General features: G+C 74.7%; 14 protein-coding genes. 6 read left to right on the top strand and 8 right to left on the bottom strand.

The genetic code is table 11. From position 1 onward, the window contains the following. Positions 1 to 2: 2 nt before the first annotated feature. Positions 3 to 1040 (bottom strand): hypothetical protein, encoded by a 1038-nt coding sequence (locus ACWCPN_RS07895; RefSeq protein WP_451203330.1) that lies wholly within the window; start codon positions 1038 to 1040, stop codon positions 3 to 5. A gap of 123 nt (positions 1041 to 1163) precedes the next feature. Here ACWCPN_RS07895 and ACWCPN_RS07890 point away from each other — a divergent pair, with 123 nt between their 5' ends. Then, positions 1164 to 3695 (top strand): helicase C-terminal domain-containing protein, encoded by a 2532-nt coding sequence (locus tag ACWCPN_RS07890; RefSeq protein WP_451203328.1) that lies wholly within the window; start codon positions 1164 to 1166, stop codon positions 3693 to 3695. Between the two features lie 158 nt (positions 3696 to 3853). Here the strand turns inward: ACWCPN_RS07890 and ACWCPN_RS07885 are convergent, their stop codons facing one another. Next, a complete protein-coding gene (locus ACWCPN_RS07885; RefSeq protein ID WP_451203326.1) occupies positions 3854 to 4417 on the bottom strand; it encodes a hypothetical protein in 564 nt (187 codons plus the stop codon). A gap of 149 nt (positions 4418 to 4566) precedes the next feature. Here ACWCPN_RS07885 and ACWCPN_RS07880 point away from each other — a divergent pair, with 149 nt between their 5' ends. Then, positions 4567 to 6216, top strand: coding sequence for a DNA repair helicase XPB (locus tag ACWCPN_RS07880; RefSeq protein ID WP_451203324.1), 1650 nt, complete (start codon positions 4567 to 4569; stop codon positions 6214 to 6216). On the opposite strand, the gene ACWCPN_RS07875 is transcribed toward ACWCPN_RS07880, so the two are convergent. Both ACWCPN_RS07875 and ACWCPN_RS07870 read right to left on the bottom strand, forming a co-directional pair. Beyond that, positions 6168 to 7361, bottom strand: a complete 1194-nt coding sequence (locus tag ACWCPN_RS07875) for a glycosyltransferase 87 family protein (protein WP_451203811.1) — start codon at positions 7359 to 7361, stop codon at positions 6168 to 6170. The genes ACWCPN_RS07880 and ACWCPN_RS07875 overlap by 49 nt on opposite strands. 54 nt (positions 7362 to 7415) lie before the next feature. Beyond that, positions 7416 to 7598 (bottom strand): hypothetical protein, encoded by a 183-nt coding sequence (locus ACWCPN_RS07870; RefSeq protein WP_365127352.1) that lies wholly within the window; start codon positions 7596 to 7598, stop codon positions 7416 to 7418. A gap of 306 nt (positions 7599 to 7904) precedes the next feature. Between ACWCPN_RS07870 and ACWCPN_RS07865 the strand changes: the two genes are divergently transcribed. Next, positions 7905 to 9983 carry a HelD family protein gene (locus ACWCPN_RS07865; RefSeq protein ID WP_451203322.1) on the top strand — a complete coding sequence of 693 codons (2079 nt, stop codon included), beginning with the start codon at positions 7905 to 7907 and terminating at the stop codon, positions 9981 to 9983. A 244-nt stretch (positions 9984 to 10227) separates the two neighbouring features. Here ACWCPN_RS07865 and ACWCPN_RS07860 read toward each other — a convergent pair whose 3' ends face one another. Then, positions 10228 to 10419 carry a hypothetical protein gene (locus ACWCPN_RS07860; RefSeq protein ID WP_451203320.1) on the bottom strand — a complete coding sequence of 64 codons (192 nt, stop codon included), beginning with the start codon at positions 10417 to 10419 and terminating at the stop codon, positions 10228 to 10230. Here ACWCPN_RS07860 and ACWCPN_RS07855 point away from each other — a divergent pair. Beyond that, on the top strand, positions 10418 to 11005 hold the full coding sequence (locus ACWCPN_RS07855; protein ID WP_451203319.1) for an LppU/SCO3897 family protein: 588 nt from the start codon (positions 10418 to 10420) through the stop codon (positions 11003 to 11005). The two genes, ACWCPN_RS07860 and ACWCPN_RS07855, sit on opposite strands and share 2 nt — an antisense overlap. Positions 11006 to 11055: 50 nt before the next feature. Here the strand turns inward: ACWCPN_RS07855 and ACWCPN_RS07850 are convergent, their stop codons facing one another. Further along, on the bottom strand, positions 11056 to 11766 hold the full coding sequence (locus tag ACWCPN_RS07850) for a copper homeostasis protein CutC (protein WP_451203317.1): 711 nt from the start codon (positions 11764 to 11766) through the stop codon (positions 11056 to 11058). A gap of 91 nt (positions 11767 to 11857) precedes the next feature. Next, positions 11858 to 12535 (bottom strand): maleylpyruvate isomerase family mycothiol-dependent enzyme, encoded by a 678-nt coding sequence (locus ACWCPN_RS07845; RefSeq protein WP_451203315.1) that lies wholly within the window; start codon positions 12533 to 12535, stop codon positions 11858 to 11860. A gap of 50 nt (positions 12536 to 12585) precedes the next feature. Here ACWCPN_RS07845 and ACWCPN_RS07840 point away from each other — a divergent pair, with 50 nt between their 5' ends. Then, positions 12586 to 13230 (top strand): HD domain-containing protein, encoded by a 645-nt coding sequence (locus ACWCPN_RS07840; RefSeq protein WP_451203313.1) that lies wholly within the window; start codon positions 12586 to 12588, stop codon positions 13228 to 13230. Positions 13231 to 13295: 65 nt separating this feature from the next. Next, positions 13296 to 14372 (top strand): GNAT family N-acetyltransferase, encoded by a 1077-nt coding sequence (locus tag ACWCPN_RS07835; RefSeq protein WP_451203311.1) that lies wholly within the window; start codon positions 13296 to 13298, stop codon positions 14370 to 14372. Here ACWCPN_RS07835 and ACWCPN_RS07830 read toward each other — a convergent pair. Further along, positions 14354 to 14632 (bottom strand): DUF4031 domain-containing protein, encoded by a 279-nt coding sequence (locus ACWCPN_RS07830; RefSeq protein ID WP_451203309.1) that lies wholly within the window; start codon positions 14630 to 14632, stop codon positions 14354 to 14356. The genes ACWCPN_RS07835 and ACWCPN_RS07830 overlap by 19 nt on opposite strands.

Genomic DNA, 14632 nt, shown 5'->3' with positions numbered 1-14632 from the left:
CCTCAGCGGGAGCGCTGGGAGCGCCAGACCAGGTACAGGGCCGAGGCCACTGCCGCGCCCCGGACCACCCAGGGCCAGGTCTGGGTGAGGGCGTCGTTCATGTGGCCCCGGGCGATGGGGTCGCCCCAGCGGCCGGTGTTCCTGCCCCACAGCCAGACCAGGCCCGCCACCGCCGCCGAGCCGGGCAGCACCAGTACCGCCCACTTGGTCTCGGCCGGGGTCAGGCGCCGGGAGCCGTAGGCGATCAGCCAGCCGAGGAGCAGGGCGAACCAGTTGCCGAGCACGGCGCCCGCGACCAGCGCGGCGGCGGCCAGCAGCAGGAGCGGGTTGGTCCAGCCGGCGGCCCGGCGGGGAAGCGGGAGCAGGCGGCGGCGCGCGGGGGCCGGGGCCTCCTCGACCGCCTCCCGCGTCTCCTTCGCCTCCTGTGCCTCCTGTGCCTCCTGCGAGGCGGGGCGGTCCGTCTCCCCCGGGTCCTTCGGGGGGCGTTTGAGCAGGTCGGGGATTTCCACACCGCCCACGAAGCCCGGTACGGCGTCACCGGCCGCGGTGCCGAACGGGCTGTCGTCCACCCTCCCCCAGTCTCGAACACGCTCGCCCGGGGGCACCCCCATCCAGTCCGGCCGCGTCGCGCTGTCCCCCAGCTCGTGCGCGGCGGCCAGGTGCGGCGGTGAGGCGCCCGGGCGCGGGGCGGGCGGCTCCGGTTCGGCGGGGCGCGGCCGCGGTACGACCCGGCGCAGCCCCTTGCGCCGCTCCTCCGTTTCCGGCTCGCGCTGCACGGGCACGGCGGTGACCGGCGGCTGCGGGGCCGCCGCGGTGCCGCCCGCGGCCTCGACCACCTCGTCCGGCGTGCCGAGCCGGTCCAGGATGCGGCGCACGGCGGCCGGACTGTCCACCGGCGTCCGGGCCCGGTGCCGGTCGATCTCGTCCCGCAGTCGCGACACCAGCCGCATCCGGGTGGACGACGGCAACTGCCGTTGCTGAGCCACGTCCCCGACGCGGCTCAGATACTCGTAGACGACCTGATCACTCTCGATCCCCACGGAACCCCTCCGGGGCGACGCCGATGAAACCCCTTGCCGATGAAACCCGTTGAGGAAGGTAGCGCAGACCGGCGTCGAACAGCCCGCCCGGCGTTCGGCACGGCACCCGCTAACGTGGGTCAGATGAGCCCCGAGGCCAACTCAGCCCCCCGTTCCCTCGCCGAATCGCTTCGCATGAGGGACGACGCCTCGCTGGCCGCGCTGCTGCGCAGCCGCCCCGATCTCATCACCCCCGTCCCCACCGACCTCACCCAGCTGGCCACCCGCGCCGGCACCCGCGCCTCGGTGCTGCGCGCGCTGGAACGGCTGGACCGGTTCGCCCTGCAGACGGCCGAGGCACTGGCGGTGGCCCCGGATCCGGCGTCGTACGGAACGCTGCTCGGCCTCATGGCGGGGGACGCGGGTGACGCCGCCGTGGCGGCCGCGCTGCCCCGCGCCGTCGCCGTCCTGCGCGAACAGGCACTGGTGTGGGGCGACGACGACCGGCTGCGGCTGGTGCGCACCGCGCAGGAGCTGCTGGCGCCCTCCGCGCAGCACCCCTCGCCCACCGGGCTCGGCCCGAGCGTGCAGGAGGCCACCTCGGGCATGTCGCCGGGGCGGATCCAGGAGATCGTCACCTGCGCCGGGCTGCCCTCCACGCACGACTCGGTCTCCGCGGTGACGGCGCTGACCGCCCTGTTCACCGACCGCCGGAAGATGTCCAAGCTGCTCGCCCAGGCGCCGGACGCCTCGCTGGAGGTGCTGTCCCGGCTGGTGTGGGGTCCGCCGTACGGTCAGGTCACCCCGGACCCGGCGACGCATCTGCGCTGGCTGCTGGACCGCGGCCTGCTGCTGCCGACCGCGCCCGGGACCGTGGTGCTGCCCCGCGAGGTGGCGCTGCACCTGCGCGAGGGCCGCGCCCACCGCGCGCCCGAGCCGCGGCCGCCCGCCGTGGAGCCGGCCGCCACGCACGGGGCGCAGGTGGTGGACGCCACCGCGGCCGCACAGGCGTACACCGCGCTGGCCACGGTCGAGGAGCTGCTGAAGGACTGGGACGAGGGCGGCCCCGCCGTACTGCGGGCCGGCGGTCTCAGCGTGCGGGACCTGAAGCGGACCGCCGTCGCCCTCGACGTGTCCGAGCCGGTCGCCGCGTTCTGGACCGAGCTGGCCTACGCGGCCGGGCTGCTCGCCTCCGACGGCGAGGCCGACGAGCGGTACGCGGCCACGCCCGCCCACGACGAATGGCTGGAACAGCCCCCCGCCGAACGCTGGGCCCGGCTGGCCCACGCCTGGCTGACGGCCACCCGGACGCCGGGGCTGATCGGCGGACGGGACGCCAAGGACCGTACGTTGTCCGCACTGGGCCCGGGACTCGACCGGTCCGCCGCGCCCGAGGTACGGCACCGGGTGCTGACCCTGCTGGCCGGGCTCCCGGCGGGCGCGGCGCCGTCGGCCGAGGCGATCCTGGCCCGGCTGCGCTGGGAGCGGCCGCTGCGCGGTCCCCGGCCGGGCGACGACGAGGATCTGCGTTCCCGGCTCGCCCGCTGGACCCTCGCCGAGGCGGAACTGCTCGGGATCACCGGGCGCGGTGCGCTGGCCGCGCACGGCCGGGCGCTGCTGGGCTCGGCCGCGGCCGAGCAGGCGGCGTCGGGGGCGGAGTCCTCCGGTCCCGGTGACAAGCTGCCCGTCCACCACCGCCCGGCCGCCCCGGCCGAGCCGCTGACCGCCGCCGAGCAGGCCGTCGCCGCCGGCGCCGCCGCCCGGCTCCTAGCACCGCTGCTGCCCGAGCCCCTGGACCACGTGCTGCTCCAGGCCGACCTCACGGCGGTGGCCCCGGGCCCGCTGCGGCGGCCGCTCGCCGAGACGCTCGGGGTCCTCGCGGACGTCGAGTCCAAGGGCGGGGCGACCGTCTACCGCTTCACCCCGGCCTCGGTGCGCCGCGCGCTGGACGCCGGGCGGACCGCCACCGACCTGCACGCCTTCCTCACCGCGCACTCCCGTACACCGGTCCCGCAGCCGCTGGCCTACCTCGTCGACGACGTGGCCCGCAGGCACGGCCATCTGCGGGTGGGCGCGGCCTCCGCGTACGTGCGCTGCGACGACGACGCCGTGCTGAACGAGATCCTGGCCGACAAGCGGTCGGCCGCCCTGCGGCTGCGGCGGCTGGCGCCGACCGTCCTCGCCACCCAGGCGGACCCGGCGGCGCTGCTGGAGGGGCTGCGCGCGATGGGGTACGCGCCGGCGGCGGAGTCCGCCGAGGGGGACGTGCTCATCGCCCGCGCCCACGCCCGCCGCACCCCGCCGCGCACGGCGCCCGAGCCGGTGCCGGACGGCCCGCCGCCGCCGGACGCCACGCTGCTCACGGCGGCGATCCGGGCGATCCGGGCGGGCGACCTGGCCGCCACCGCCCCACGCAGGACCACCGGCGCCACTCCGGCCCCGGGCGAGCTGCCGCGCACCGGCTCCGCCGAGACCCTGGCCACCGTGCAGGCCGCCGTGCTGACCGGCGAGGCCCTGTGGATCGGCTACGTCAACGCCGAGGGCAGCGCCAGCCAGCGGGTGATCGCCCCGATCCGGGTCGAGGGCGGCTTCGTCACGGCCTACGACCACACGGCCGACGAGGTACGCACCTACCCCCTGCACCGCATCACGGGCGTCGCCGAACTGGAGGAGTGACCGCGGGAGCCCTCACGGGCACCCCGGCGCGAGGCGCGGACGAGCGGCGACCTCCGGGACACCGGGCCGCACCGGGTCACCGGCACCGGTGCCCGCATCGGCCGGGCGGTCGAGGCGGGCCTCATCCCAAGGGGCCGGCCGATCGGCGAAGCAGCCGGTCAGCAGGTCCGTACCGGTGCGTTCGCGGGCAGGCCGAAGTGGGTGCGGGCGGTGGCCTCCAGGGTGCTGGTCGGCGGCGAGTCGTCAGCGGCCGTCTCCCGGTCGAAGTGGGCGTCCACCCACTGGGCGTAGCCCGCGCCGTCCGGTGGGCGCTGCGCGGAGACCACGCGGTAGCCGCCGGCGGCACCCGTGTCGCGCCGCAGCCGCAGCACCTGGGGGCCCTGGGCGCCGCCGCACTCCAGCAGCGCGCCCGCCCGCACCCCGTACTCCAGGCACAGCGTGCTCACTCCCGCCCGTACCAGGCCGTCCCGCTCCTCCAGGTCCTGTGCCTGCGCCCGGCAGAACCACCGCGCCCGGAACCCGGGCACCGCCTCCCCGTAGCCGCCACCGCGGGAATCGGCCACCAGCCGGGCCTCGATCACAGGCCGCACCGCGCTCCACAGCCGCTCGTCGACCCCCGCCCGCCCGCGAGCGCCGTCGGCGCCCGGCCCCATCGCCCACACCCCGGTCGCCACCAGCACCCCCGTGGCCGCCAGACCGGTCCCCCACCTGCCCACCGTCATCACCCCGACCTCCTCACCGGGCCGCGCCCCCGCGCCGCACCCGCACGTGAAGACCCGCGGCGGGCGCCGGGGGTTGCGGGCGACCCCGCCGCGATCACCCGCCAGTAGGGCACACTGGACGTTTGGCCGTGCGGAAGGGAAGTGCGTAGGTGAACGGACCGCTTATCGTCCAGTCGGACAAAACCCTGCTCCTGGAAGTCGACCACGAGCGGGCCGACGAGTGCCGTCGGGCCATCGCGCCCTTCGCCGAGCTGGAGCGGGCCCCGGAGCACATCCACACCTACCGGGTCACCCCGCTCGGCCTGTGGAACGCGCGGGCCGCGGGGCACGACGCCGAGCAGGTCGTGGACGCGCTGGTGCAGTACAGCCGCTACCCGGTGCCGCACGCGCTGCTCGTGGACATCGCCGAGACGATGGACCGGTACGGCCGCCTCACCCTCTCCAAGCACCCCGCGCACGGGCTCGTGCTCACGACCACCGACCGCCCGGTGCTGGAGGAGGTGCTGAAGTCCAAGCGGGTCACCCCGCTGGTCGGCTCCCGCATCGACCCGGACACCGTCGTCGTGCACCCCTCCGAGCGCGGGCAGATCAAGCAGACCCTGCTGAAGCTGGGCTGGCCGGCCGAGGACCTCGCCGGGTACGTGGACGGCGAGGCGCACCCGATCGAGCTGCTGGAGGACACCTGGGCGCTGCGCCCGTACCAGAAGCAGGCCGTGGAGAACTTCTGGCACGGCGGCAGCGGTGTGGTCGTGCTGCCCTGCGGCGCCGGGAAGACGCTGGTCGGCGCCGGATCGATGGCCCAGGCCAAGTCCACCACCCTGATCCTGGTCACCAACACCGTCTCGGCCCGGCAGTGGAAGCACGAGCTGGTGAAGCGGACCTCACTGACCGAGGACGAGATCGGCGAGTACAGCGGGACCAGGAAGGAGATCCGCCCGGTCACCATCGCCACCTACCAGGTGCTGACGACCCGGCGGAAGGGCGTCTACCCGCACCTGGAGCTGTTCGACTCCCGGGACTGGGGGCTCATCGTGTACGACGAGGTGCACCTGCTGCCCGCCCCCGTCTTCAAGTTCACCGCCGACCTCCAGGCACGCCGGCGGCTGGGACTCACCGCGACCCTGGTGCGCGAGGACGGCCGCGAGTCCGACGTGTTCTCGCTCATCGGGCCCAAGCGGTTCGACGCGCCCTGGAAGGAGATCGAGGCGCAGGGCTACATCGCGCCGGCCGACTGCGTCGAGGTCCGCGTCAACCTGACCGAATCCGAGCGGCTGGCGTACGCGACCGCCGAGACGGAGGAGAAGTACCGCTTCTGCGCCACCACCGCGACCAAGCGGAAGGTCACGGAGGCGATCGTGCGCCGGTTCGCCGGGCAGCAGATCCTCGTGATCGGCCAGTACATCGACCAGCTCGACGAGCTGGGCGAGCACCTGGACGCCCCGGTCATCAAGGGCGAGACCTCCAACGCGCAGCGCGAGAAGCTCTTCGACGCCTTCCGTGAGGGCGAGATCAGCGTGCTGGTCGTCTCCAAGGTCGCCAACTTCTCCATCGACCTGCCCGAGGCCACGGTCGCCATCCAGGTCTCCGGCACCTTCGGCTCCCGCCAGGAGGAGGCCCAGCGCCTCGGCCGCGTCCTGCGTCCCAAGGCCGACGGCCACCAGGCCCACTTCTACTCGGTCGTCGCCCGCGACACGATCGACCAGGACTTCGCCGCCCACCGCCAGCGGTTCCTGGCGGAGCAGGGCTACTCCTACCGGATCGTCGACGCCGACGAGATCCTGGCCGAGGGCACCGGCTGAGCGGAGGTCAGCGCCGCGCCCGCCAGTAGCGCGAGCCCCAGCAGCGGGTAGGGCGAGGCCAGTGGCTGCTGCCACCAGGGCAGGCGCAGATCGCCCTCGCCCTGGTGGGGCACCAGCCAGAGTGTGCGGGCGGTGAAGACGGCCGCCGTCGCGGCCGCGAGGCGCGGCCGGCCGTCGGCCAGCAGCACCGCGAGCAGGGGCACGCACCACACCCAGTGGTGGGACCAGCTGATCGGGGAGACCAGCAGGGCCGTGAGCGCGGTCAGGAGGATGCCGTGGCGGTCCTGCCGGGCGCGGGCAGCCAGACACAGGCCCGCCGCGCCCACGGCCGCCGCCGTGAGGATCCAGCAGGCCCCCGGCGCCGGGTCGTGCAGCGCGCGGGCGATCAGCCCCTGCAGGGACTGGTTGTCCACGATCCACGCCTTGCCCACCCGGCCGGTCTCGTAGAGCCGCCGCGTCCAGTACTCGACGCTCGCGGCGGGGAGCAGCAGGGTGCCGAGCACGACGGTCGCGGTGAAGGCGGCCGTCGCCGTGGCCGCCTCGCGGGTGCGGCCCCTCAGCAGCAGGTAGGCGATGAAGATCGCCGGGGTGAGTTTGACGCCGGTCGCGAGGCCCAGGGCCAGGCCCTTCCCCCGGGCGCCCGGGGGGCGGGTCAGGTCCCACAGGACCAGGCAGGTGACGGCGAGGTTGATCTGGCCGAAGAGGAGGGTCTGGAAGACCGGTTCGAGCCAGAGAGCCAGGGCGGTGGCCGCGCAGAGCAGGGGCGGGGGCAGGGGCAGGTGGGGTGGCGGGGACCGGTGCGGTGGCAGCGGTCGCGGGTGGGAGGCGAGCCGGGCGGAGAGGGAGACGAGTCCGGCGAGCAGGAGCGCGTTGCCCGCCAGGAAGACCGCCTTCAGGGCCGCCACCGGAATCCAGGTCGTCGGGACGAACAGGGCCGCGGCGAAGGGCGGATAGGTCGCCGGCAGCCGCCAGGGGGTCGCCGTGAGGCCGTACAGGTCGCCGCCGTGGGAGGCGGCGGCGCCCTCGGCCCGGTAGACCAGCAGATCGGCCATCGGGGCGCCTTGCAGCAGGCACAGGGCGGCGAAGGAGCAGAGAGAGACCGCCAGCAGAAGCGGGGGCAGCAACGAGGGGAGACGAGGTGGCAGGGCAGGGAGGAGGGGCTTCACCGTCCGTTTCCGCACGGAGACGACCCTATGCCGTCATTTACGGCGTACGCCCGCCTCCTCGCCGTACTCGCCGAGGATCACGACGCCGAACGCGGCCTCCGCGAACACCTTGACGGCGCGCAGGGCGTTGCCGAGTGGGTGGTGGTGAGGGCCGTCCATGGCCGTGGCGCCGGACGGGGGACGGACAGGGGCTGGAGATATGGTCGCTGCGCTCATGTCTCCATGGTGGAACTTCCGGCGCGTGTCCGGAATCGGTCTCCGGGTCCAATTCCGGAGACCGCGCACAGTCCTCCGGGTGGAGCGCTCCCCTACTCCGGGCGGCCCCCTTCCCTTAGGGGGCAGGAATGCGGGGCGGTCGAAATCCATTGGCCCCGGAACCCCGCCCTCACTTAAAATCTCCGCTCTTGCCCGCCTCCCTCTCGGAGCGCCGCCGCCCGGCCGGAAACCGGACGGCACCGTCGCCGGCCCGAAACCGACGGCATTCGTCGTAGCCACGCAGCAGGCCCATCCGGAGGCACTCCCTTGTCCACGCCCGCCCACGAACAGCTCGACGGCCCACTCGACGGCCCGCCCGGCGACCCCCTGGCCCGAGAGCGCTCCCACCTGGCCTCGTCCCGCTCCGCCCTGCGCGCCATGCGCGAGGACGTCGAGGCGCTGGACATCAGCGACGTCACCGCGAACTGGGTCAACGCCGCGGTGCTCGCGCACCAGATCGACGAGCGCATCAAGGCGCTGGCCGACCTCAAGGACACCCCGCTGTTCTTCGGCCGGCTCGACTACCTGCACGCTCCGGGGGCCTCGCAGGCCGAGGGCGCGGAGGGCGAGCAGTTCTACATCGGGCGGCGGCATGTCCACGACGCCGGCGGCGACCCGATGGTCATCGACTGGCGTGCCCCGGTCTCGCAGCCGTTCTACCGCGCGTCCAAGAAGAACCCGATGGACATCGCGCTGCGCCGCCGCTTCGGCTACACCGGCGGCGACCTCACCGCGTACGAGGACGAGCACCTGTCCGACCCGGCCGAGGCGGCCACCACCAGCAAGCTGCTCCAGCAGGAGATCGAGCGGCCGCGTGTGGGTCCGATGCGCGACATCGTGGCCACCATCCAGCCCGAGCAGGACGAGATCGTCCGCAGCGGGCTCGGCGGGACCGTCTGCGTACAGGGAGGGCCGGGCACCGGGAAGACGGCCGTCGGCCTGCACCGGGTCGCCTACCTCCTCTACGCCCACCGGGAACGGCTCGCGCGCACCGGCACGCTGGTCATCGGACCGAACCGGTCCTTCCTGCACTACATCGAGCAGGTCCTGCCGGCGCTCGGCGAGCTGAGCGTGCAGCAGGCGACCGTCGACGACCTGGTCGCCCAGGTGGAGGTGCGCGGCACGGACGACGCGGCCGCCGCCGTGATCAAGGGCGACGCCCGGCTGGCCGAGGTGCTGCGCCGGGCCCTGTACTCCCACGTGAGCATGCCCACCGAGCCGATCGTGGTGGTGCGTGGCTCACGTCGCTGGCGGATCCCGGCGTACGAACTGGAGGAGCTGGTACGCGAGTTGCTGGACCGCGACATCCGCTACGGCGCCGCCCGCGAGGCCCTGCCGCAGCGGATCGCGCACGCGGTGCTGGTGCAGATGGAGCGGGCCGGGGAGGCGCCGGACGACCGGGTGCAGGACGCGGTCGCCCGCAACAGCGCCGTCAAGGCCGCCGTGAAGGCGGTCTGGCCGGCCGTGGAACCGGCGAAGCTCGTCCTGCGGCTGCTGAGCGACGCCGCCTTCCTCGCCGAGCACGCCGAGGGAGTCCTGGACGAGGACGAGCAGAAGACGATCCTGTGGGCCAAGCCGGTGCGCGGCGTGAAGTCGGCGAAGTGGTCGGCGGCGGACGCGGTGCTGATCGACGAGGCGACCGACCTGATCCAGCGCACGCACTCGCTGGGCCATGTCGTGCTGGACGAGGCGCAGGACCTCTCCCCCATGCAGTACCGGGCCGTCGGGCGCCGCTGCACCACCGGCAGCGCGACCGTCCTCGGCGATCTGGCGCAGGGCACCACGCCGTGGGCGACCCGCAGCTGGGACGAGGCGCTGGCCCATCTCGGCAAGCGGGAGGGGGTCATCGAGGAGCTGACGGCCGGTTTCCGCGTCCCCACGGACGTCATCACGTACGCCTCCCGGCTGCTTCCGCACATCGCTCCGGGCCTCACCCCGGTCGCCTCGGTCCGGGAGAACCCGGGCTTCTTCGAGGTCCGCACGATCGCCGAACCCGCCGAGGTGGTCGCCGCCTGCGAGGAGTCGCTGCGGTACGAGGGCTCGACGGGGCTGATCGCCGCGGACGCCCGCGTCCCGGTCCTCGCCGAGGCGCTGGCCGCGGCCGGGATCGCGCATCTCGCCCCGGGCGAGGAGACCACCCGCGAGACCCGGCTCACGCTGGTACCGGCCTCGCTCGCCAAGGGCCTGGAGTACGACTACGTCGTCCTCGACGAACCCCGGGCGGTGGTGGACGGCGAACCGGACGAGCGCACCGGACTGCGCCGCCTGTACGTGGCCCTGACCCGTGCGGTGTCCGGCCTGACCGTGACGCACACCGCCCCGCTGCCGGGGCAGCTCGCCGACTAGGCTCCCGTGACGTCCCGCTCCGTCACGTCCCCCCGGAAGGCCCCCAGTTGAGCACCCCACCGCCGCCGCACCCCGCCCACCAGCAGGCGCCGGGGCCGTACCCACAGGGGCCGGGACCGTACGGGCAGCCCGCCGGGCCGCACCCGCAGGGGCCGGGACCGTACGGGCAGCCCGCCGGGCCGCACCCGCAGGGGCCGGGACCGTACGGGCAGCCGTCCGGGCCCTACGCGCAGCCCGCCGGGCCCTACGCGCAGCCGCAGCCGGCGCCCGGGGCGTACCAGCCGGGCCCCGGGGCGTACCGGCAGGCGCAGGGGCCGTACCCGCAGGCGCCCGCGCCGTACCCGGGCGTAGGACCGGCGGCGGGGTGCCAGGTGTGCGGGGCGGCTCCCGCGGCGCCGGTGACGGTCCGCGGCCACCAGGGCATGCTGGTGGTCATGCGGTTCCTGCGCCGCCAGGGCGTGTTCTGCCACCCCTGCGCGCTGGCCCTCTTCCGGGACATGCAGGCGGACACCCTGATCATGGGCTGGTGGGGCCCGCTGTCGGTGTTCATCACACCCGTCACCCTGCTGGCCAACCTCGGCGCCCTGTCCGGCATCCGGCGGATCCCGGCACCGGTCGCGCCCGGACCGCGGCCGCCGCTGGACCCGGGCAAGCCGGTGTTCCGGCGCCCGGCCGGCATCCTCGCCCTCGTCCCGCTCGCCCTCCTGGGCCTGCTGGTCCTGGCCGTCACGGCCCTCGCCGTCATCGGCCTCGTCACCGGGCCGAGCGACGGCGGGAGCGACGACGGCACGGGCACCGGGAGCTCCGGCGTGGTCCTGACGGCCGGCTCGTGCGCCCGCAACGAGGCCTCCTGGCCGGCGCAGGACCTGAAGCCCGTGGACTGCGGCTCACCGGCGGCCCGGTACCGCGTCATCGACCCGAAGAGCGGCTCCTGCGCGTCCGGGGACTACGCCGCCTACGCGCGGTACAGCGACGACGGCACCTCCTTCTGCCTGCGCCCGCTGAAGGGCCCGGCGTCCTAGGGGGCGTCTCCCCGATCTTCGTGGGTCCACGAGGATCGGGGAGACCCCCCCTAGGAGCGGGCCAGGGCCACGTCCTCGTCGAGCACCGAGCGCCACTGCTCGACCGCGCCCGCCGATACGGGCCCGAGCCATCCGCCGGGGCGGGCCGCCCCGCCGATGTGGAACGCCTCGATCCCGGCGGCGCGGAGCCGCGGCACATGGTCGAGGCGCAGTCCGCCGCCCACCATGATCTGCTGCTCGTAGCCCGGCTTTCCGCCGAGCGCCGCCTCGGCGACCAGCGTGGGCAGCCCCTCGTCCACGCCCGTGGCGGCTCCGGCCGTGAGGTACGTGTCCAGGCCGGGCAGGCCGGCGATCCGGCGGCGCAGGGCGTCGCGGTCGGCGGTGCGGTCGATCGCCCGGTGGAAGGTCCAGCGGCAGCCGTCCAACGCGGCCACCAGCCGCTCCACGGCGGCCAGGTCCACCCCGCCCGCCCGGTCGAGGAACCCGAGCACGAACTGGTCGGCGCCCGCGTCCCGCATCTCGTGCGCGACGCGGACCAGCCGGTCCACGTCACCGGCCGCGAAGCCGTCCGCCAGCCGCAGCATCACGCGCAGGTCGATGTCGACGGCGGCCCGGATCCCGGCGACGGCGGCGGCCGGCGGGGTGAGTCCGTCGGCCGCCATGTCGGTGACCAGCTCGAGGCGGTCCGCGCCTCCGGCCTGGGCGGCGACCGCGTCCTCGACGTCGAGGGCGATCACCTCCAGGACTGCACGCTTGCTCATGGCACCCCATTCATCGGCGGTATGCGTCGGCGGTTCATCGACGGCTACAGGTCTAGTCCAATCCAAGACTACGCCGATCCGGGGACGCCCTTCAGCCGAAGATGTTCAGCTCCCCCTCCCGCGCCCCCGCCAGCTCGTACCCCGCGCCGGAGACCGGCCGCCCGGAGTACAGCCGTACGAGGGTGGGCGCGTCACCGATGTACCGGGCGGGCGGGGCGTCCCCGGCCACGGCGCCCAGCCGCAGCGGCTCGTCCAGGTCGTCGAGGTCGGCGTGCAGCGACAGGTGCTCCTTCTCACGGGTGACGTGGGCCAGCAGCGCCAGCGCGTCCGGCAGCGCGCCGCCCGCGTACGCCCCGGGCTCGCCCAGTGCCTCCCGCACGTCCCCCGCGTGCACCCACTCCCCGAGCGCGATCACGTCCAGCACCCCGCCGGCCTTGGCGATCACCGGTCCCGCCTCGGCCATCCCGCGCTCCAGCTCGTCCACGATCCGGGCGTTCGTCCACCCGGCGCGTTCGGCGATGTCCCGGTCGTTGGACGCGGGCGAGAACACGCCCTCCTCGAACCGGCCCTGCACCACCCGCGTCAACGCGGCGGAACAGTGCGCCAGCACGTCCCGCACCGTCCACCCCGGACACGCGGCGGCCGGCGACGCGAAGTCCGCGTCCGCGCGCGCCCGCAACAGCGGTATCAGCACCTCGCTCTCGGCGCTCAGCAGGCGGCCGGGCAGCTCGGGGTCTCGTACGTCGTGCACATCCGCAGGAGTCGTCATGAATGTCACGCTAGGGGGCCGACCGGCACACGTCACGGAACAATGGGGGTATGGCCGACCTCGACGCCCTGCGTGCCCGATTCGCCCGCGCCCTGGAAGGAGCCCGCGGCCCCGGCGGCGGCCCCGATCCCACCCCGTACGCCGACAACCTCCTGGGCCGCTGGCAGGAGCCGCGGCGCCGCTACCACACACTGACCCACCTCACCGCGGTCCTGGACCACGTCGACACGCTGGAGAAGTACGCGGCCGACCCGGACGCGGTCCGCCTCGCGGCCTGGTTCCACGACGCGGTCTACCTGCCCGACCGCTCCGAGAACGAGGAGCGCTCCGCGTCCCTGGCCGAACGGGCCCTGCCCGAGGCGGGGGTGCCGGCACCGAGAACGGCCGAGGTCGCCCGCCTGGTCCGCCTCACCGTCACCCACGACCCCGCGGCCGACGACCCCGACGGGCAGGTCCTCTGCGACGCGGACCTGGCGGTCCTCGCCTCGTCCCCGTCGGCGTACGCCCACTACACGGCCGAGGTCCGCGAGGAGTACCACTTCGTCCCCGGCGAGACCTTCCGCGCGGGCCGAGCCGCCGTCCTGCGCCAACTCCTCGACCTGCCCAGCCTGTTCCGCACCCCGTACGGCCGCGAGCACTGGGAACGCACGGCTCGCTACAACCTCACGGGCGAACTGGAACTGCTGTCGGGCTGAGGAGCTTCGCGGCACAACCGGAAATACTGTCGCCCACCGACGACCGCACCCCTAGGGTTCGCCCCATGCGACCTATAAACGGGGAAGACGTGACGAAGGCCGTCGAGGGGTGCCTGGCGGTGCTGGAGCCTGTGGCGGGGCGGGACTGGGAGGGGGTACGGGCGGCCGGGCTGGAGTGGAGCTGCCGGCGGACCGTGGAGCACGTCGCGAGCGATCTGATCGCCTACGCGGGGCAGTTGGCCGGCCGGCCGCGGGACTCCTACGTCCCGTTCGACATCACGCTCGACGAGGGCACCGACAACGCCGGTCTGCTGGACGTCGTGCGGGCGACGGGCGTGCTGCTCGCCGCCGCCGTCCGGACCACCCCGCCGAACGTCCGCGCCTTCCACCCCTACCCGTTCCGCAGCGCCGACCGCGAGGGCTTCGCCGCGATGGGTGTCGCCGAGGTGGTGCTGCACACGCATGACGTCGCCCGGGCACTCGGCGTCGAGTACACGCCGCGCGAGGGTCTCGCCGAGGCCGTGCTGGACTGGCTCTTCCCGCATGTGCAACCCGGCCCCGCGGCCTGGCCGACCCTGCTGTGGGCGACCGGCCGGGGTGAGCTGCCGGGGCGGGCGCCGGTCACCGAGTGGCGCTGGCGCAACAACCTCGTCGTCCCCGCCGAGCGGCTCGACCTCGTCGGGCTGCGGCCGGCCGTCGCGCGCGATCTCCGGCTGGGCGGTGACGGAGGCCTGGACTGGATCGAGGGCGGGCCCTTCGAGGGCACGCGGGAGGCCGCCGGCTTCCTGGTGAAGGCGTACGAAGGCGGCGTGCACCGGCCGGAGTTCGGGGTCTTCGCCCTCGTACGGAAGGAGGACGGCCGCGCGGTCGGTGGCATCGGCTTCCACAGCGCGCCGGACGAGGACGGCCGGGTGGAGATCGGCTACGACCTGGTGGAGGGCGCCCGCGGGCAGGGCTACGCCACCGAGGCCGTGCGCGCGCTGGCGGACTGGGCGCTGGCCCGGGACGACGTCGCCGCCCTGTTCGCGACCGTGGAGCGGGAGAACACCGCCTCCCAGGCCGTGCTGGCCAGGGCCGGCTTCACCCGGGTGAGCGAGGAGGACGGCAGCGGCGCCGAGCTGGCCTACGAACTGCGGCGCTGAGCGAGCCCCTTGGGCCGGCGCAGCCCGGACGCACGCAGCAGCCGCACCACCTCGCGGCTGCTGACCTGCACCGCCCCGGCGGCCACCGCGTCCGCGTACCGGTGCGACGGAAGGTCGTAGTGGTCGCGCTCGAAGGCCCGCCGGGGCACCTCCAACACCGCGGCGAACAAGTGCAGTTCGTCGTAGGAGGTGTCGCTGACCAGGTGCGACCACATACGGCCGTGACCCGGCCAGGCAGGCGGGTCGATGTAGACGGTCAC

It is taken from the genome of Streptomyces sp. NPDC002386, from assembly GCF_053593175.1.
Note: the sequence above shows the minus strand (reverse complement) of the source record. Positions and strands in the feature narration are given on the sequence as shown.

Coding starts and splice junctions, on each gene's coding strand:
- ACWCPN_RS07860 (WP_451203320.1), bottom strand. CDS start 10,419: ATGACCACCAGCATGCCCTGGTGGCCGCGGACCGTCACCGGCGCCGCG.
- ACWCPN_RS07870 (WP_365127352.1), bottom strand. CDS start 7,598: ATGAGCGCAGCGACCATATCTCCAGCCCCTGTCCGTCCCCCGTCCGGC.
- ACWCPN_RS07850 (WP_451203317.1), bottom strand. CDS start 11,766: ATGAGCAAGCGTGCAGTCCTGGAGGTGATCGCCCTCGACGTCGAGGAC.
- ACWCPN_RS07890 (WP_451203328.1), top strand. CDS start 1,164: ATGAGCCCCGAGGCCAACTCAGCCCCCCGTTCCCTCGCCGAATCGCTT.
- ACWCPN_RS07845 (WP_451203315.1), bottom strand. CDS start 12,535: ATGACGACTCCTGCGGATGTGCACGACGTACGAGACCCCGAGCTGCCC.
- ACWCPN_RS07840 (WP_451203313.1), top strand. CDS start 12,586: ATGGCCGACCTCGACGCCCTGCGTGCCCGATTCGCCCGCGCCCTGGAA.
- ACWCPN_RS07835 (WP_451203311.1), top strand. CDS start 13,296: ATGCGACCTATAAACGGGGAAGACGTGACGAAGGCCGTCGAGGGGTGC.
- ACWCPN_RS07885 (WP_451203326.1), bottom strand. CDS start 4,417: ATGACGGTGGGCAGGTGGGGGACCGGTCTGGCGGCCACGGGGGTGCTG.
- ACWCPN_RS07855 (WP_451203319.1), top strand. CDS start 10,418: ATGCGGTTCCTGCGCCGCCAGGGCGTGTTCTGCCACCCCTGCGCGCTG.